Below are 18,416 nucleotides of genomic sequence, written 5' to 3'. Positions count from 1 at the left end.
ATAGCCTTTAATAATACTTTGATAGTAATATTTGAAACATTTCATGCCTGATATATGATAATAAATCACAATTGCCATGATTTCTGAACAAGACATTTTTTCTTGTGGTACAACTTGTCCTTGACTTAATTGATACTGTTCAAATTTTTTAGCAAAGTCATCACAAGTAATGTAAATTTCTATTAGTTTTGTTGTGTTCAATATTAAGTACATAGTATTCTTTGATTAGTGTAATTTTCAAATATACTATATTTATTAATATTGAACATTTTTTATCATAAAAAATTGACTTTTAAGCAATTACCTCAATAACTCACGTTAATAAAATAGGACAATTTGACCAACTCATTAGACAAGGGCGCACAGGAAACTACCTAAAAACTGCTCAAAGGTTAGAAATTTCTAAAAGTACACTCTACGAACTCATTGATATAATGAGGGATTTAGGCGCACCCGTAGCCTACTGCTCGCACCGCCAAAGTTATGTCTATACCGAAGAGGGAAGGATAGAAATTGGCTTTAAGAAGGCTAATAAATCTACTACCCCCCCCAGCAAAGCTATTGATTAACAATATTTTGCAAATCAGAGGTGCTATTTCAAAAAAGTAGCACTCCTTTCAAAATATTTTCTTCTTCCGAAATTCTCGGAAGGTTGGGGCGTAACTTTGTGAAATATCTTTATTAGTCCTCGAGGTAGATAATGATATTTTAAATTTATTTTTAACCAAAATTATATTTTTAAAATATGAAAAATTTAATTGGATTTTTTTTCTAAAATATATTTAGGAATGTCAATCACCTTTATTTGTATGCTATTTTCTTGTGAAAAAGCGATTGAGTTATCCAAAACTGAGAATGATTTGATAAAATCTCCAAATATTAACCTTGCTTTACTCTCAGAAATAGAAAATCTGCCTAACTATGCAGTAAAATTTAGCTACTCAAATCTTAATCCAGAAGAAAAAACCATATTATGGACAAGACATTTTGAAAAGCACTTGAGTAATAAAAAATATAGCAAAGCACAGTTGGCACATATCAATAAGTTATTTGCTCTTGTAAGCGTAGATTTATTTAGACGAGCGGGAACTCCAGAATTAGAGGCATTTATGAAAGAATTTGAAAAAGAATGGTTTTATAAAGCAAGCGAGAGTGGTCTATTTACAGTACAAGAATTATTCTTTATAGGCACAGTTGATGGACTTGGTATTGTTGATGCTAATTTAGATAAAAACCTTTCGTCTGGCAGAGTTGAAGAAGTTGAGGCAGGATGTAACTGTCGCTATTCGTTAAGTTGTGGTTTTGGAGGTTCTTGTGTTTCTAATAAACAGTGTATATCAAGTAGGGAGAATACAACTTGTGGACTGATGGGAACTTCTCTTTGTGATGGGAAGTGTAGCTACTAATAATAAAAAAGTTTATACTTGTTAAAATATTAGATTTCAATGGGTAAAACAATATTTTGGTATTTATCCATTGAAATCTAAATCATAAATAATAATTAGTTCCAATGAAAAAAAATATATTTCTTGCCCTTACTGCTTATATCCCATTTCTTCTTTTTGGACATATCAAAAACTTGGCAGGCTGGGAAGTGTCGTTTGTTTTCTATAGCATTTGTTATTTCTTTCTTGGTTTGGCTTTTCATAAAGTTGCTACCCGTCCCATTATTTATCACTCTATCATTATTAGTTCACTACTTGGCTATGCTATTTTCCTCTATACAGAAATGTCTTCTCTGTATTTTCCTGCCATAACCCCAGCCACTTTTTTTACTGGTGGGCTAAGTTACTTATTAGGTTATTATTATCGTAGAAATAGTATAGGCAAGCATATAGTATTGATTGTTCTTTTTTTAGTTCTTGAACTTTTTTATACTAACTATTTTGTCCGTAATTATATATACAATCTGAGTATCAATACGTTAGAAAAAGAGTATTTATTGGGCATGACAATCAATGTTCCTGCATTAAAGAGCATAGAAGGGAGATTAATTTCTGAAGAATACTTTGCCAATAAAGTATTAGTCTTAGATTTTTGGTACACCAAATGTGGCAATTGTATGCCCAAACTGAAAGAATTAGACAAGATTTACGAACATTTTGCGAATAATCCTGATGTGTTAGTGGCAAGCATAGTAGATGGGAAACTGAGTAGTATGGAGGAAACCAAAGAACTATTGAAAACTTGGCAGTTCAAGCACCCTATCTACTATGACTCTATGGGTATTTTTATCAATCGGTATCAAATAGGAAAAAATGGCTACCCTGTAGAGTTGCGAATAGGTAAAGATGGGAGAATAAAGCAGAGCTATGAAGGACTTGGGAATCCTAAAATCAGTAATTACGTCATAAATTCTATTACAGACATTGAGCAACTATTGAATGATTAAAAATATGAGATTATCTTCAGTTATTATTTTTGTAGCTACTATTATTTTTCTTAATTCGTGCAAATTAGAAACAAAACAAGCTAACATAGTCTTTGAACAAGATACAATGACATGATGAATAACAATCCCTGACAAAATTCTAACTTTTGTCAAGGATGCTTATCAAATCCATTAAAGCCTATATCTTGAAAATCTTTTTAGGTAATTGCTTTTACACCAACGCCAACTTCTGCGTACTGAGCATGGAAACTGCTTTTGCCTCCAATTCGGTGTGTCCCATCAAATATAAATCTACCTCTCTGGCGGCTTCTCGTCCTTCGGAAATTGCCCAGACTACTAAAGACTGCCCTCTACGCATATCTCCTGCGGTAAATACTTTGGGATTGTTGGTTTGGTAGTTATGGGCTTTTACATTGCCTCTCTCGTCAAGTTCTACGCCTAAGTCGTTCAACATTCCTTCATGCTCTGGACTGAGGAAGCCCATAGCTAATAATGCCAATTCGCAAGGGATTTCTCTTTCAGTATCAGAGATTTCTGTAAAGTTCATTCGCCCATTCTCTATTTTCCACTCTATATCTACCACTTTCAAGGCTTTCAAATTGCCTTGCTCGTCGCCTACAAATTCTTTGGTTTGGATAGCCCAATGGCGCTCACAACCTTCCTCATGTGAGGTAGAAGTCCTAAGCATCATAGGCCACTGAGGCCAAGGGGTGCTTTCTGCTCTTTGCTTAGGAGGCATAGGCATAAGTTCTATCTGTGTTACAGACTTTGCCTTGTGCCTATTGGAAGTCCCTACGCAATCAGAGCCTGTATCTCCACCACCTATCACGACTACGTTTTTATCTGTTGCCCAAATCTCTCCATGTGGATAGGTTTTCCCTGCATGGTCGACTTGGACGGGACGTTTGGCTACTCTCTTGTTTTGCTGGCTTAAAAACTCCATAGCAAAGTAAACGCCTTTGAGTTCTCGACCTTTGATAGGCAAATCTCTTGGCACTGTAGCCCCCCCACAAAGCACAATGGCATCAAAATCTTCTAATAAAGCCTTTGTACGTACATTCACGCCCACATTGGCATTGGTTTGGAAGGTAATGCCTTCCTCTTCCATGACTTGCAAGCGGCGGTCTATGATTTTTTTGTCTAACTTAAAATCAGGAATCCCATACCTGAGCAGTCCTCCAATCGCATCAGCGCGCTCAAAAACCGTAACCCAGTGTCCTGCTTTGTTTAGCTGAGCCGCTGCCGCCAAACCTGCGGGACCTGAGCCAATAACAGCTACTTTTTTCCCTGTGCGGTAAAGCGGTGGATTGGGTTTGATGTATCCCTTCTCGAAGGCAGTTTCTATGATGAACCTCTCTATTGCCTCTATCGTAACAGGTGGCTTATTAATCCCTAATACACAAGCGGTTTCGCAAGGCGCAGGACAAATTCTTCCTGTAAACTCAGGGAAATTATTGGTGGAAATGAGCAATTCGTAAGCATATTCCCAGTTCTGCTCATAAACAGCATCATTGAACTCAGGAATGATGTTTCCCAAAGGGCAGCCACTATGGCAAAACGGCACCCCGCAGCTCATGCAACGAGCCGCTTGATTTTTAGCAGTGCTTATCGGCAAAGTTTCTTCAATTTCCTGATAATCAAGCACTCTTTCATTTATTTTTCTTTTGGAAGGAGTCTGTCTATCAAACTCCATAAACCCTGTTGGCTTTCCCATATTGATATATTTTTTATCGGAGTATGAGCTTTCAACTCGTACAATTATTCATTTTATATTTTACTTTTCCGATAGTTCCACTGCGGTTTGGAAAATCGGAACTACAATCAAAAAACAATAAACTATCAACCAGAAACTACAAACTACACTGCCTCAACTTCTTGGAAAATACCGTAAACAATCTCCCTGTTGTGGATTTGCTCTGAAAGAGAGATATTTTTCTTTTCCAAAGCCTTTTTAAAGTCGTTAGGCATTACTTTGACAAACTGTTTGATGACTTTTTCCCAATCTTTTAAAATGTATTTTGCTAACTGGGAATCAGTATATTGGGCATGATTTTCCACAAACATTCGGATAATGCTCTGGTCTTCTTCGCTTAGTGTTTCTAAGGAAACCATTTCTTTGTTGAGTTTCGCCTCGAAATCTCCGTCTTTGTTCCAAATATAGGCTACACCTCCACTCATACCTGCGGCGAAATTGCGTCCTGTTTTGCCCAAGACTACGACTAAGCCACCTGTCATGTATTCGCAACCATGGTCGCCTATGCCCTCGACTACTGTTTTTACGCCTGAGTTGCGGACTGCAAACCTTTCACCTGCCATGCCTCTGATATAAGCCTCTCCCGAAGTAGCACCGTAAAAAGCTACATTGCCCACGATGCTATTCTCCGAAGGCTCGAAGTTCGCAGTACGGTCTGGGTAGAGAATCATACGCGCGCCTGAAAGACCTTTACCAAAGTAATCATTGCTATCTCCTTCTAACTCTAAGGTCAATCCTTTAGCGGCAAATGCACCAAAACTCTGCCCTGCTGTCCCTCTGAATTTGAAATGAATGGTATCTTGTGGTAAACCCTCTGCTCCATACTTTTTAGAAATTTCATTAGAGAGCATCGTTCCTACGGCGCGGTCTATATTGATAATTTTAAACTGTGCATAGACTTTTTCTTTGTTTTGGAGGGCAGGTTTTGCCTTCTCAAGTAACTGCCAATCCAATACATTATCTATACCATGATTCTGTTCCTCTTGGTGATAAAGCCCTACATCTAAGGTTACAGGGGCTTTGTAAAGTACAGCAGACAAGTCCAAGTTTTTATGCTTCCAATGTTTGATGTCTTCTCTTACTTCTAAGCAATCGCTTTGCCCAACCATTTCATTTACTGTACGAAAGCCTAAGTCTGCCATAATTTCTCTTAGCTCTAACGCCAAGAACGTGAACAAATTAACTACGTATTCAGGTTTTCCTGTAAATAAGGCTCTGAGTTCTTCATTTTGTGTAGCCACTCCCACAGGACAAGTATTCAAATGACATTTACGCATCATAACACAACCTGTGGCAACCAGTGCGGCAGTAGCCACTCCCCATTCCTCAGCCCCTAACAACGCCGCAATCGCTAAGTCCCTTCCTGTGCGAATTTGTCCATCAGCTTGTACGATGATTCTGCTACGCAATTTATTTTTCACTAAGGTTTGGTGCGTCTCAGCCAAGCCCAACTCCCAAGGCAGCCCTGCATGGCGAATAGAACTAAGTGGCGATGCCCCTGTGCCTCCGTCATGCCCTGCGATTAGCACTACATCGGCGTGTGCCTTGCAAACCCCAGCCGCAACAGTGCCTACTCCTGCCTCAGAAACCAATTTTACATTGATTCTTGCCTCTCTATTGGCGTTTTTTAAGTCAAAAATCAACTGAGCTAAGTCCTCAATAGAATAAATATCATGATGCGGGGGGGGAGAAATCAAGCCCACCCCAGGTGTAGAATGGCGAGTACGACCAATCCACTCATCTACCTTGTGTCCAGGAAGTTGCCCACCTTCTCCCGGTTTTGCACCCTGAGCCATTTTTATTTGTAGTTCTTGAGCATTGCTCAGGTAATAACTTGTTACTCCGAAGCGTCCCGAGGCTACTTGCTTGATGGCAGAGTTCATAGAATCACCATTGGCTAATTTTTTATATCTTCTCTCGTCTTCGCCTCCCTCGCCGCTATTACTTTTTCCGCCAATCCTATTCATAGCAATCGCCAAAGTAGTATGAGCTTCCCAAGAAATAGAGCCAAAAGACATAGCCCCCGTAGCAAATCGCTTAAAAATATTTTCAATAGGCTCAACCTCCTCAATAGGAATAGGATTTCTTTTTTTGAACTTTAACATTCCTCTCAAAGTCAAAGCCTTTTGAGTTTGGTCATCTATGAGTTTTGAATATTTTTTAAATAATTGATAGTCATTTCGTTTAGTGGATTCTTGTAAGAGGTGAATAGTTTGAGGATTGAATATATGTGCCTCGCCTCTTTGTTTCCACTGATAAACCCCGCCTACTTCTAAGCGTTGGGTAGGCAGCGGCTCGGTAGGAAAGGCTAAGCGATGCCTTATCAATACTTCTTTAGCAATATCATCTAATTTCAAACCACCAATTCTCGATATAGTTCCTGTGAAATACCTATCTATTACTTCTTTGTGAATACCCAAAGCCTCAAAAATCTGTGCTCCTTGATACGATTGGAGGGTAGAAATTCCCATTTTTGCAAAAATTTTGAGCAATTCTTTTCCTACGGCTTTGGTATAGTTGTAATGCAGTTTTTCCTCACTTAGCTCTGTATCCAATAAACCTTTTTGCTTCATATAAGAAATCGTTTCAAAAGCCAAATAAGGATTGACCCCCGAAGCCCCGTAGCCTATCAAAGTCGCAAAGTGATGAGTTTCCCACACATCAGAGGTTTCTACCACTATCCCTACGCTCCCTCTCATGCCTTTACGCAAAAGGTGATGGTGAACCGCTGCAGTGGCTAAAAGTGAAGGAATTTGAGCATGGCTACTGTCAAAACTGCGGTCAGAAAGGATAATAATAGAAAAACCATCCTCTACAGCATGTTCGGCATATTGGCAGATGCGGTCTAAACCTCTTTCCAAAGAACCCTCCTTGCCATCTGCCTTGAAATACATATAAATAGTCTTGGATTGAAAACCTTTGTGGTCTATGTAGCGAATTTTCTCCAAATCCTCATTGCTCAACACAGGTTGTTGCAGTTCAAGCGTATGGCAGTGCTGAGGAGTTTCCGTCAATAGATTTTTACTTTGACCTACAAAAGAAATCAAAGACATAATCATACGCTCGCGAATCGGGTCTATAGGAGGATTGGTTACTTGGGCAAAAAGTTGTTTGAAGTAATTAGATAAATGCTGACTTTGCTCTGAAAGCACAGCCAAAGGCGTATCCAGACCCATTGAACCTAATGCCTCTAAGCCTGTCATTGCCATAGGACCGATGACATATTTTAAATCTTCGGAAGTATAGCCTGCGGAAATTTGTCTTTTTAGCAAGGCTTTCTCGTCCAAAGGTCGGAACTTGCCTGCGGGACTTGGCACATCGCTTAGTCGGATTTTGTACTGCTTTAGCCATTCTCCATAAGGCTGTTGAGAACAAATTTGCTCTTTTACCTCCTCATCAGCAATAATCCTACCCTGCTCCATGTCCACGATGAACATACGCCCGGGCTGTAAGCGACCTTTTTTAATGACTTTGGATTGGTCAACTTCCAATGCTCCTGATTCGGAAGCCATAATGACGACGTCCTCATTGGTTACGCAGTAACGCGAGGGACGCAAGCCGTTTCTGTCCAAAGTTGCCCCGACGATGTTTCCATCGGTAAAAGTGATAGAGGCAGGACCGTCCCAAGGCTCCATCAAAGATGCGTGGAATTCGTAAAATGCTTTGCGTGTAGCGTCCATTTGCTCGTTGCCGTCCCATGCTTCGGGAATCAGCATCATCATTACATGAGGCAAAGAACGACCACTCAAAACTAACATCTCTATTACATTGTCCAAATTAGCTGAGTCTGACTGACTTGGGTTGCAAATCGGACGGAGCATTTCCATTTCTTCCTTCGAGAAATAAGGAGAAAAGAAATCTACCTCAGCCGCAGTAAACCAAGAAACATTGCCTTTGACCGTATTAATTTCCCCATTGTGAGCAATGTAGCGGAAGGGCTGCGCCAACTTCCAAGACGGGAAAGTGTTAGTAGAAAAGCGAGAGTGAATCACTGCTAAGGCTGAGACTATGTGTTCGTCGTGTAAATCAGGGAAATAAGGACGCACCTGCCCTGTAGTCAGTTGTCCTTTGTAAATAATAGTCTTGTAAGAAAGCGATGTAAAATAAAAAGCCCCTTGCAAACCTGCTACTGTTTCATTGATGATACGTGTGGCATAGTTGCGTAAGACAAAGAGCTTGCGCTCAAAAGCCATCAAGTCAGTAATATGCGAAGGTCTTTTGATAAAAACTTGCTCTATGTGTGGCTCTGCGAGGAAAGCGGTTTCTCCAATCATAGAGTTATCCGTAGGCACAGTACGATAGCCTATCAATTCCAATTTCAGCTTTTTGATGTTGCGGTTTAGCGTAGCTCTACATTCCTCTCTGAGTTTTTCATCTTTTGGGAAAAATACCATACCTACCCCATATTCACCATAAGGCGGCAAGTCCAGCCCTAATTTGGTACATTCGTCTAAAAAAAATTCGTGAGGAACTTGTATCAAAATCCCTGCGCCATCTCCTGTATTCGGCTCGCAACCGCAGGCGCCTCTATGCTCCATGCGTGTAAGCATTTTTAGGGCATCTTCTACGATTTGGTGCGACTTGCGCCCTTTGATATTAGCGACAAAGCCAATCCCGCAGGCATCATGCTCGAAGCTTGGATGATATAATCCTTCTTCTTGGTAAGGTTTGCAGTTCTGCTCTTGCATCATCTTTCGTACGATTAGTTTATATAAAAATATGTTTGATAGTCGCTATGATTGGGAAGCACCTTTGTTCAGTTTAGTGATAGGTGCAATAAAATTTTTGAAAGATACTAAATATTTTTGAATTTTCAACAAAATTGATATTTTTTTGTGAGTTTTATTTAAAATATTTCAAAAAAATATCAAAAATTTAAAATAATGGAAAAGGATACAATGCTTATCAGTTATCATACTTCCAAATTACACTCAATTAAACTGATTCTGTCCCAGTAACTATTTTTTTAATAACTTTTTTACAAAATAATTTTAGAACACAGATTTTACAGACTTTCACCAATGGATTACTCTGAGATAAAAATTTGGGAAAGCCAAAATTTTTAATTCTCCTCTAAAAATATTTTTAATTCTTAGCAACTTTTTAAAAACTTATGCGTTAATTTGAATACAAAACGATATTAAAATGATATTAAATTAAAACTAAAATAAATAACATTATGAAAACAGAAAAAGAAGTAAAGCCTATGTCTGGCTATCCCATGTTGTTTTTAATTTTTGTTGCTTTAGGTGTTGGTATCTATGGTATAACTACCCAAGAGCCTATTTTTGCTATTAGCGGCGGTGTAATTCTAACTATTGAATTTATACTATTGATTGGCTTTTTCTTTATCAGTCCTAACAAGGCAATGGTACTCACGCTTTTTGGGGAATATAAAGGTACAGTTAAGGCAAATGGCTTTTATTGGGTGAATCCATTTTTAGCCAAAAAACCTATTACGCTAAGAGCAAAAAACTTTGATAGTACTCCTATCAAAGTAAATGATAAACTTGGAAATCCGATTATGATTGGGGCGATTGTGGTTTGGAGAGTACAAGACACCTACAAAGCTTCTTTTGAGGTGGACAACTTTGAAAACTTCGTGCAAGTACAGACCGAAGCGGCAATTAGACACTTGGCAGGGGGCTATCCCTATGACAACATAGAAGAATGGGAACACGAAGTTACGCTTCGCTCTGGAGTAGCGGAGGTGAACCAAGCCCTCGAGAAAGAAATAGAAGAACGCTTGATTATTGCGGGCATAGAGGTCATAGAAGCAAGAATTAGCCACTTGGCGTATGCTCAGGAAATTGCAGGGGCAATGCTCAAACGCCAACAAGCCTTAGCTATCATCGCAGCACGCCAGAAAATAGTAGAGGGGGCTGTAACGATGGTCGAGATGGCAATCAATGAACTCTCTAAGAAAGAGGTAGTTCACTTAGACGAGGAGCGCAAGGCGGCAATGGTCAGCAACTTGATGGTAGTGCTTTGCTCTGACAAAGATGCAAGCCCCGTAGTGAATACAGGCTCTATTTACTAATCTTAAACCCACTGTAAGCGGTTATAAGCCCTTACAGTGGGTCAAATAACAAGTGATTTTACAGCAAAAAATTATAAAACTATGGCTAAGAAAAAATCTTTTGCACTGCGGATAGACGAAGACCTCATGGAAGCCATAGAGCAATGGGCAGCAGATGAGTTCCGCAGTACTAATGGGCAAATAGAATGGATGCTCTACCAAATGCTCAAGCAAACAAAGCGATTGAAAAGAAAAATCCAAGAGCCTGAAAATGAACAAAAAGTAGAGGAAAAAACTATAAAAGAACAAGAACATGAAAACAAAACCCAAAATTGAATTAGAACTATCTCCCATAGACCAATTTTGGGAGATAGCTGGTTGGGTGGCTTTAGTATTACTGATAGGGTTGGCAATACTGAGCTACTTCCAACTTCCAGAAACTATCCCTACTCACTTCAATTTCAAAGGAGAAGCTGACGATTTTGGCAGGAAGGAAACCATTTTTATTCTTCCTGCTCTTGGAGCGATAGTTTTTATAGGTATGACTATCCTAAATCGCTATCCACACATTTTCAACTACTCCGTAGAGATTACAAAAGAAAATGCACAAAGACAATACACACTTGCCACTCGACTAATTAGGTATTTGAAGTTCAGTGTATTGCTTGTCTTTGCAATCATTACTTTCGTTACATTCAAAGTAGCCACAGGAGCATTGACAGAAATAGGAACTTGGAGCATACTGGTTGTAATATTCTTACTTGTTTTTCCGTCGATATTTTTTGCACTGAAACTGAAAAAAAGTAAATAATACTCTGTCAGTAATTGTAATGGACATAAGTAGTTATGAATTATAAGTGATAAATTATGAGTTAATACAAGTAATTGATAATTAATAATTATTAGGACTTATGAACCATAAACTTACGTAAGGTTTTGTTTAAGGAAACAAGAGATTAAATTTTCTCTAAATTGATACCAAATATGCAGGTACGTAACTCCTACAAATATCATTACTTCAATCTGATACAGTCTTTTATTTGTAAAAGCAGTTTAAGAGAGAGCAAGAATATTATGTCATTGTTTTTGTCAGTTTGCCAAACTGACAAAAACAAAATTTTTAATTTTTGGTAATTTGCTACATTTTCCCTACGCTGCCAAGCTACTCACATACCTAACCAATACTCTTTTAGCTATAGGGAGCAGGGACTCTTGCAGGGGACAGGCAATATGCGAAACTACCATGAAAGTAGCCGGATTTGCAAAAGTTTTGTACTTTTTTACTAAGGAAATTTTCAAATTTTCATAAGTCTGCCCTATGCCCTTTTTTACGCTTTCTACATACTGCACGTTTACCGCCCTGTATTTTTCGTGGGTATTCTCAAACACGGTAATTTGGTACTGATACACCTTGGTATCGCTGACGTGGTATTCATTCAAGAAAAGATAGCCTTCGCCTGAGTAAATAGGCAACAAGCCTATAGGTATGATTTCCAATTTACTTTCTATATAATCATAAATATTTTTCCCGTTTTGCATCATTTTTTTGAAGCGAGGTAGGGCAAAACTCACGATTTCTTCAATCTCTTTCATTGCCTCATCATCTTCTACAATTTTTTGATAAATGATTTCCAACTTTTCAAAGTCTGCCCTGCTGATTTGTTGGGGAAATTGCTCATAAATAAGTTTTTTACTTTCTTTAATTTGTAATAAGTTTTGGTAGTGGAAAATGAGGTCTGCAAAGATAGGGTACAGTTTTTTTTCCTCAAATTCACTATTTGCACTTTGCAAATAGGCGAGTACGATATACTTTTTGTACTCAAAATCAATTAGTCCTTCGGTTAGCCAGTTTGCATTTAATTGCTTCATAGACGTTTGGGTTTAGTTAAAACAATGAAAGAAAATTAAGGCGGAAATATGTATGCGTTGATTAGGATAGTTGAATTTACTAAAAATATTGATTTCATGCAAACAAAAGATGAATTTTTATACAAATCGCTCTATGACCTGCCTTAGTTTTGCCTCCTCGTTTTCCCACCAAACAAAGGCTGTACTTCCTTCACTGTAAAAAGAAAAACTACCCAAATCTTTCACTAACCTTTCTATATCAAACTGCTTAAAATCAATAAATAAGGCAGCATTACAAGGATGGCAAACTTCTTGCCAAAGTGGATTGAACTGAACAATCATGGGGACTTGGTGGGCGATGTATTCGTAGAGTTTGGCAGGAATACAATTTTCTGTGCTTTTATTGGGTAAATAAGGAAGCAGTGCAATATCTGCTTTTGCAAAAGCGTTGATAATTTCTTGATGATTTAGAGGAACATTGCTGATTTCCAAGTGAATGAATTTGCTGTCTATTACCTCTTTTTCAAGTAAAGCTCTGTATTTTTTATCAGAGCAAAAACCCTTGACTATTAGCTGACTATCAGGTAGATATTCTCTAATTTTTTCAATAAACTCAATCGCTCTGTGAGTGCCGTAAGTATAAGAAATTGTGCCTGTATATAAGAAAGTTAGGTGTTTGGTGCTGGATATTAGATGTTGGATATTTGATGTTAGTTGTTTGTTGTTTGTAGTTAGTTGATTACTAATTAGTAATTCATCATTAGTCATTAATCTTTTGTATTTATTCTCAATCACTTGGCTTTTTCCTTTGCTAAATGAAAATTCTTTTTCGTAGTTTTTTTCTGCTAACAAATAAAAATCTATCCACAGGCGACTTACATATTCTAAGGCTCTCACGAATATAGCCAAAGGGAAACGCAAAAAAAATGGATAAGTCGGCTGATACCAAATATTGCGAAAGTAGTTTTCTCTTACATCGTAAATGATAGGAGTTTTAAGATACAGTTTGACGAACAGAGAAGGTAACAATAGTTCAGGAGAATTGATAATGAGTAAGTCAGGTTTGATTTTTAAAATATATTGTAAAAAAACTTGGCTATATTTCCATCGTTTATTATCCAAGCGGTCAAAGCGGGCAATAGGATAAAAAAAGATATTATCAATACTTTGAAAATCAGAAACTTTACTTGAAGCTGCACCTAAAATATGTATTTCATACCCGTTAGGAAATAGCTTGGCTATGGACAAGGCAAATTTCTCGTACATTCGCACATCGTCCACAGGTTTGAGTACAGAAGCAATCGCTATTTTTTTCATCAAAGTAAATTTTCTTAAAAATTCCAAAGTTTACCGAACTTTAACGCTTATTTTGCTAATTATCTGAAAATAAATATGCAAATTTGCAACTATTCTTTTCGCATTTGCGAACTTTAAAAAGAAATAATGCTTGTTTGCTGAGTTATTTTGATATATTATTAGGTCAATTTTTGAACCAATGAAAAAGTTTTTTTTGTCTAATATTCTTATTCTCTTATTGTTAATTACTTCTTGTAGCAAGTTTCAGAAAATCGTCAAGAATCCTCAGTGGCAAGTACGCTACCAAGCTGCTCTCGAGTACTACGAAAAAGGAGATTATTACCGCGCTGGCGCGTTGTTGGAAGACCTCGTTCCTATCTTAGTAGGCACTATTGAGGCAGAGAAAGCAAGATTTTACTTGGCTTACTGTTACTTTAAACAAGGACAATATACCATGAGTGGTAACGGGTTCAAAACTTTTCATGATACGTATAGTCGCAGTGAGTTTGCTGAGGAGGCTTTATTTATGAGTGCCTATTCCCAATTTATGGACTGTCCCGCTCCTAACTTAGACCAATCCAATACCAATGATGCCATAGATGAGTTTCAAGAATTTATCAATCGCTACCCAAACAGCAAATATGCACAGCAAGCAAGTAGTCAGATTTTGGAGTTGCGTACTAAGTTAGAAACCAAAGCCTTTAATACGGCTCGCCTTTACCAGAAATTGGTCAATTATAAATACGAATACTCTAAATCTGCGGTCATTGCGTATGAGAATTTCAGAAAAGACTTTCCTGACTCTAAACTCCAAGAAGAGGCTTTTTTCCACAAAATGGAAGCCCAATACGACTTAGCTAAAAACAGTTACTATACCAAGCAAAAAGAACGCTTTGAGGAATTGGTGGAAATGTACCAGACTTTTACAGAAAAATATCCTAAAAGTAAGTTTTTAAAGCAAGCAGAAAATATTTACGAGCAAACAAAAAGACAATTAGCAGGTATTACAGGGGCAGAAAAGAAAAGTACAGCAACGGCACAAAATGTAGGAACGAATTAATTTATTTCTTGCTTTATTTTATGAAAAGTGCTATCTTTGCAAGCTAAATTTTTCCAAAACTATTTCTAATTTTTGAAATTATAAACTCGATCTAGATATATGCCATCACCATCTTCCATTATTACGAGAAATGTACCTGAGATTGCGGCGAAAACAGGTAATATATATCAGTCTATCAATATTATTGCTAAGCGAGCAAGACAACTTGCCGCTAAGCAGAAAGAAGAACTTTCTACAAAGTTGGCGGATTTTGCCTCTACAGTAGATAACTTAGAGGAAGTATTTGAAAATAGAGAACAGATAGAGATTTCTAAGTACTATGAGCGTATGCCAAAGCCTACTATTGTAGCAATAGATGAATTTATGGACGATAAGTTGGTTTATACAGAGCCTGAGTTTATTCCAATAACTCGCCCAGACGAGATGATTATAGATACAGAAGAATAAGGTCAAGTTACTTAATTTGATATATCGATGCTTCCTCTACAAAGGGAAGCATTTGTTTTTACTGACTTATAAGAAAATTTACGACTGCATACAATTAATTAAAAATCACATGAATACCTCTCCCATCGTTTCACCTTCTATCCTTGCGGCAGATTTTGCCAATTTACAAACAGAGGTAGAGATGCTTAACCAAAGCGAAGCAGATTGGGTTCACATAGACATTATGGATGGCGTATTTGTCCCCAATATCTCTATGGGGCTGCCTGTTTGTGAGGCAATCGCCAAACATTCAAAAAAAATGCTCGATGTACATTTGATGATAGTGCAGCCTGAAAAATACGTAGAGGCTTTTTACCAAGCAGGGGCAGGGCTGATTTCAGTACATTATGAGGCTTGTACGCACTTGCATCGCTCTATTCACCAAATCAAGGATTTAGGCTGTAAAACAGGAGTAGCTATCAATCCGCACACTTCCGTAGAGCTATTAGCCGATGTATTGCAAGACATCGACTTGGTGTGTATGATGTCAGTAAACCCTGGATTTGGAGGACAAAAATTTATTGAAAATACCTATCGTAAAGTTACTCAATTGAGAGAATTAGCTGCCAAGCATAATCCAAACCTACTTATAGAAATAGATGGAGGAGTAAACCTTGCCAATGCTCCTCTGTTGTTAGAAGCGGGGGCGAATGTCTTGGTAGCAGGCAGTTTTGTTTTCTCCTCGCCCAACCCTTTGCAAACTATTAGCGATTTGAAAAAATTAACGGTGAAGGCATGAACAATATCGTCATTACAGGGGCAAGCAGAGGCATTGGCTACGAAACAGCATTATTATTAAGTAAAAATCCTCAAAATCACGTAATTGCTTTGTCAAGAAATCCAGAACCGTTGAAAAAATTGAGTTTACCCAATATCCATGCTTTTACTTTTGACTTGGCAAATTTTGATGAGGACTTAATCACTATGATAAGTAATCGCTTTGGAGAAATTCATGTCTTAATAAATAATGCGGGCTTATTACTGAATCAATCTTTTATAGAACTTTCTGAAAAAGCATGGTTAGAGATTTTTCAAGTAAACTTTTTTGGTGCAGTCAAATTAATCAATCACTTACTTCCTTACATGGGCAAAAGTAAGAAGGCACACATCGTCAATATTGGAAGCATGGGAGGTTTTCAAGGTTCGGTAAAGTTTACAGGTTTGTCGGCGTATAGCACCTCAAAAGCAGCTTTGGCAAACCTGACAGAATGCTTGGCAGTAGAACTCAAAGATAAAAACATAGCTATCAACTGCTTGGCTTTGGGTGCAGTAGAAAGCGAAATGTTCAGAGAGGCTTTCCCTTCCGCCTTAGCACCTCTGAAAGACCGACAAATGGCAGAGCATCTCGTTTGGTTTGCTGAAAATGGACACCGCTTTTATCAAGGGAAAATCCTACCCGTAGCCCTTAGTACACCATAAAATTAAAAATCGCAAAATTTTATATGAAGTTTTTAGGACTATTAACTTAATTCATTAATTTTGTGTTAAATCGTTTATAGGTATTTTCTAAATAGTGAGCCAAAGTTTTGAATAAAACCCTTATGCTTTTTCATCTCCTAACTTCCATTTTTTGTAGGGACTTGGTTTTCTTTTTATTAGATTAATATTGCTTTAATTGTATGCTCTCATTTGAAAATCAAATTGTTCCAGAATTAGCTGAAAGTACAAGTATTTCCCAACGCGCTCTTTTTTTGGACTATCTCGCACAAACGAGCGATGCTCCGCTCATGCTCGAGATTAAGTCAGCAGAGGGCATTTACCTAAAAGGGAGGGACGGAAAAAAGTACATAGATTTGATTTCTGGCATTGGAGTAAGCAACGTAGGGCATAGACACCCTCACGTACTCAGGGCAATTCGAAAACAACTTAAAAGTTACCTGCACGTGATGGTTTATGGTGAATATGTACAATCCCCACAAGTCAATTTGGCAAAAAGATTAGTAGCAACACTTCCAGAAAGTCTTGATAATGTATATTTAGTAAACTCAGGAACAGAGGCTATCGAGGGTGCCCTCAAACTTGCGAAACGTTTTACAGGCAGAACAGAGATGATTTCTTGTTTTAATGCTTATCATGGTTCTACGCATGGAGCGTTGAGCATGAATGGGAGCGAATATTTTAAAAATGCTTATCGCCCACTCTTACCTGACATTAAGCACATTCGCTTTAATGAAATTAATGACTTAGAAAATATTACACAAAAAACAGCTTGTGTACTGATAGAAACCGTACAGGGGGAAGCAGGCGTAAGAGTACCTACAAAAGAATATTTGCAAAAACTTCGTCAGAAATGTACCGAAACAGGAACTTTACTAATTTTAGACGAGATTCAAGCAGGATTTGGTCGTACAGGCAAATTTTGGGCTTTTGAACATTTTGGCATTGTTCCTGATATTTTGGTATGTGCCAAAGGCATGGGTGGTGGTATGCCTATCGGGGCTTTTATTTCTTCAAAAAAAATCATGTCTGTACTTACGCATAATCCTGTGCTTGGGCATATTACTACTTTTGGTGGACACCCTGTAAGTTGTGCAGCATCTTTAGCCACGATTCGTATTATTTTGAGGCAAAAGCTACACGAAAAAGTCGCTGAAAAAGAGCAACTCTTCCGCGAAATGCTCATTCACCCACGCATCAAAGAAATTAGGAGTCTGGGACTGATGATGGCACTGCAATTTGAGAACTTTAGCGAAGTCAAATCTATTATCGACAAAGCGATTAGCTACGGAGTAATTACAGACTGGTTTTTGTATTGTGATAGTGCTTTGCGAATAGCTCCACCGCTTACTATCAACAAAAATCAGATTCGCGATGTATGTGGTATCTTGTTAAAAGCTATGAGCAAAAAATAAACTATCCTAATAACTGATTGATGGTAACAGGAGGAACTAAGTGAACCGCATGAATACCCAAACGCCTTGCCGCTACCACATTTTTCATATTGTCATCGATAAAAAGGGTTTCCGAAGGTTTAAGTTTGTTTTCCTCTAATATTCTCCTATAAATACTCAAATTGGGTTTTCGGTCTTGCATCTCGTAAGAGTAATAAACTTTATGGAACAGGTCTGTAAATTTTATTTTTGCTTGTTGGTGCAAGATGTCATCAAAAGCGAGCCTGTGAATATCATTGGTATTGCTTAGAAGCATTGTTTGATGCGAATTGACCAGTTTTTTGAGCAAGTCAATTCTTTCTTGGGGAATGTCGCCCAAAATCTGATTCCAAGCATGGTCAATGGCGTGGTCTTCGGCTTCTATGTGCAGGATTTTTCGCATCGCATTTCTAAAATCTTGATTGGAAACCTTCCCTGTTTCGTAGTTTTCCAACATAGAAAAACTATAAGAGGTAGGTTTATACATGGCATAAAAATCATCTTCAGCTAATTTACTGAGTCTGCGAAAAGCCTCCACTGTTCGCTTCTCTTCTAAGTTGATAATGACTCCACCTAAGTCAAAGATGATAGTGGTGTATTTAGTAAGCATCTTGTTTTGAGTGTTATAATTTTTGCGATACGAAAATAGGTTAAAAAATATAATTTAGAAAGGAATAGAAAAAGGAATTTGA

The 18,416-nt window shown here is 37.8% G+C and carries 16 protein-coding genes and 1 pseudogene; 11 read left to right on the top strand and 6 right to left on the bottom strand.

What is annotated here, in order from left to right:
* A pseudogene (locus BM141_RS22835) lies at window positions 1-213 on the bottom strand (IS982 family transposase); the annotation flags it as partial.
* A gap of 221 nt (window positions 214-434) precedes the next feature.
* Here BM141_RS22835 and BM141_RS23640 point away from each other — a divergent pair.
* From BM141_RS23640 to BM141_RS06935, 3 genes are all read left to right on the top strand, one after another.
* On the top strand, window positions 435-569 hold the full coding sequence (locus BM141_RS23640) for a hypothetical protein (RefSeq protein ID WP_262509451.1): 135 nt from the start codon (window positions 435-437) through the stop codon (window positions 567-569).
* Between the two features lie 219 nt (window positions 570-788).
* Entirely contained in the window at window positions 789-1,406 is a 618-nt protein-coding gene (locus BM141_RS06940) for a bacteriocin fulvocin C-related protein (protein WP_091542330.1), read from the top strand.
* A gap of 104 nt (window positions 1,407-1,510) precedes the next feature.
* Complete coding sequence (locus BM141_RS06935) at window positions 1,511-2,392, top strand: TlpA disulfide reductase family protein (RefSeq protein ID WP_091542328.1); 882 nt, start codon at window positions 1,511-1,513, stop codon at window positions 2,390-2,392.
* 211 nt (window positions 2,393-2,603) lie between these two features.
* Here the strand turns inward: BM141_RS06935 and BM141_RS06930 are convergent, their stop codons facing one another.
* The gene (locus BM141_RS06930; RefSeq protein ID WP_091542326.1) at window positions 2,604-4,106 is read right to left on the bottom strand and encodes a glutamate synthase subunit beta; all 1,503 of its coding nucleotides are present in this window, start codon (window positions 4,104-4,106) and stop codon (window positions 2,604-2,606) included.
* A 143-nt stretch (window positions 4,107-4,249) separates the two neighbouring features.
* Window positions 4,250-8,833: a glutamate synthase large subunit gene (gltB, locus tag BM141_RS06925; protein WP_091542351.1), complete on the bottom strand. Its 4,584-nt coding sequence runs from the start codon at window positions 8,831-8,833 to the stop codon at window positions 4,250-4,252.
* A gap of 491 nt (window positions 8,834-9,324) precedes the next feature.
* Between gltB and BM141_RS06920 the strand changes: the two genes are divergently transcribed.
* The 3 genes from BM141_RS06920 (at window position 9,325) to BM141_RS06910 (ending at window position 10,975) form a co-directional block, all read left to right on the top strand.
* Window positions 9,325-10,185 (top strand): SPFH domain-containing protein, encoded by an 861-nt coding sequence (locus BM141_RS06920; RefSeq protein ID WP_091542322.1) that lies wholly within the window; start codon window positions 9,325-9,327, stop codon window positions 10,183-10,185.
* A gap of 81 nt (window positions 10,186-10,266) precedes the next feature.
* Window positions 10,267-10,500 (top strand): type II toxin-antitoxin system antitoxin, encoded by a 234-nt coding sequence (locus BM141_RS06915; RefSeq protein WP_091542347.1) that lies wholly within the window; start codon window positions 10,267-10,269, stop codon window positions 10,498-10,500.
* Window positions 10,478-10,975 carry a DUF1648 domain-containing protein gene (locus BM141_RS06910; protein WP_091542319.1) on the top strand — a complete coding sequence of 166 codons (498 nt, stop codon included), beginning with the start codon at window positions 10,478-10,480 and terminating at the stop codon, window positions 10,973-10,975. The genes BM141_RS06915 and BM141_RS06910 overlap by 23 nt, the downstream gene beginning before the upstream one ends.
* 338 nt (window positions 10,976-11,313) lie before the next feature.
* Here the strand turns inward: BM141_RS06910 and BM141_RS06905 are convergent, their stop codons facing one another.
* Together BM141_RS06905 and BM141_RS06900 are read right to left on the bottom strand one after the other, a co-directional pair.
* Complete coding sequence (locus tag BM141_RS06905) at window positions 11,314-12,033, bottom strand: hypothetical protein (protein WP_091542316.1); 720 nt, start codon at window positions 12,031-12,033, stop codon at window positions 11,314-11,316.
* A gap of 117 nt (window positions 12,034-12,150) precedes the next feature.
* On the bottom strand, window positions 12,151-13,329 hold the full coding sequence (locus tag BM141_RS06900; RefSeq protein ID WP_091542313.1) for a glycosyltransferase family protein: 1,179 nt from the start codon (window positions 13,327-13,329) through the stop codon (window positions 12,151-12,153).
* A gap of 178 nt (window positions 13,330-13,507) precedes the next feature.
* Between BM141_RS06900 and BM141_RS06895 the strand changes: the two genes are divergently transcribed.
* The 5 genes from BM141_RS06895 (at window position 13,508) to BM141_RS06875 (ending at window position 17,706) form a co-directional block, all read left to right on the top strand.
* Window positions 13,508-14,368 (top strand): outer membrane protein assembly factor BamD, encoded by an 861-nt coding sequence (locus BM141_RS06895; protein WP_091542310.1) that lies wholly within the window; start codon window positions 13,508-13,510, stop codon window positions 14,366-14,368.
* Between the two features lie 99 nt (window positions 14,369-14,467).
* Window positions 14,468-14,815 carry a DNA-directed RNA polymerase subunit omega gene (locus BM141_RS06890; RefSeq protein WP_091542307.1) on the top strand — a complete coding sequence of 116 codons (348 nt, stop codon included), beginning with the start codon at window positions 14,468-14,470 and terminating at the stop codon, window positions 14,813-14,815.
* Between the two features lie 109 nt (window positions 14,816-14,924).
* Window positions 14,925-15,593 carry a ribulose-phosphate 3-epimerase gene (gene rpe / locus BM141_RS06885; RefSeq protein WP_091542305.1) on the top strand — a complete coding sequence of 223 codons (669 nt, stop codon included), beginning with the start codon at window positions 14,925-14,927 and terminating at the stop codon, window positions 15,591-15,593.
* Window positions 15,590-16,273 carry an SDR family NAD(P)-dependent oxidoreductase gene (locus BM141_RS06880; protein WP_091542301.1) on the top strand — a complete coding sequence of 228 codons (684 nt, stop codon included), beginning with the start codon at window positions 15,590-15,592 and terminating at the stop codon, window positions 16,271-16,273. The genes rpe and BM141_RS06880 overlap by 4 nt, the downstream gene beginning before the upstream one ends.
* Window positions 16,274-16,524: 251 nt before the next feature.
* Window positions 16,525-17,706 (top strand): aspartate aminotransferase family protein, encoded by a 1,182-nt coding sequence (locus BM141_RS06875; RefSeq protein ID WP_091542346.1) that lies wholly within the window; start codon window positions 16,525-16,527, stop codon window positions 17,704-17,706.
* A 1-nt stretch (window position 17,707) separates the two neighbouring features.
* On the opposite strand, the gene BM141_RS06870 is transcribed toward BM141_RS06875, so the two are convergent.
* Window positions 17,708-18,334, bottom strand: a complete 627-nt coding sequence (locus tag BM141_RS06870) for an HAD family hydrolase (protein ID WP_091542297.1) — start codon at window positions 18,332-18,334, stop codon at window positions 17,708-17,710.
* Window positions 18,335-18,416 lie beyond the last annotated feature (82 nt).

The sequence above is a fragment of the Thermoflexibacter ruber genome (assembly GCF_900113045.1).
In the GTDB taxonomy this organism is placed as follows: domain Bacteria; phylum Bacteroidota; class Bacteroidia; order Cytophagales; family Thermoflexibacteraceae; genus Thermoflexibacter; species Thermoflexibacter ruber.
The sequence above is the reverse complement of the archived record's forward strand: the minus strand, read 5'-3'. Positions and strand labels throughout refer to the sequence as shown.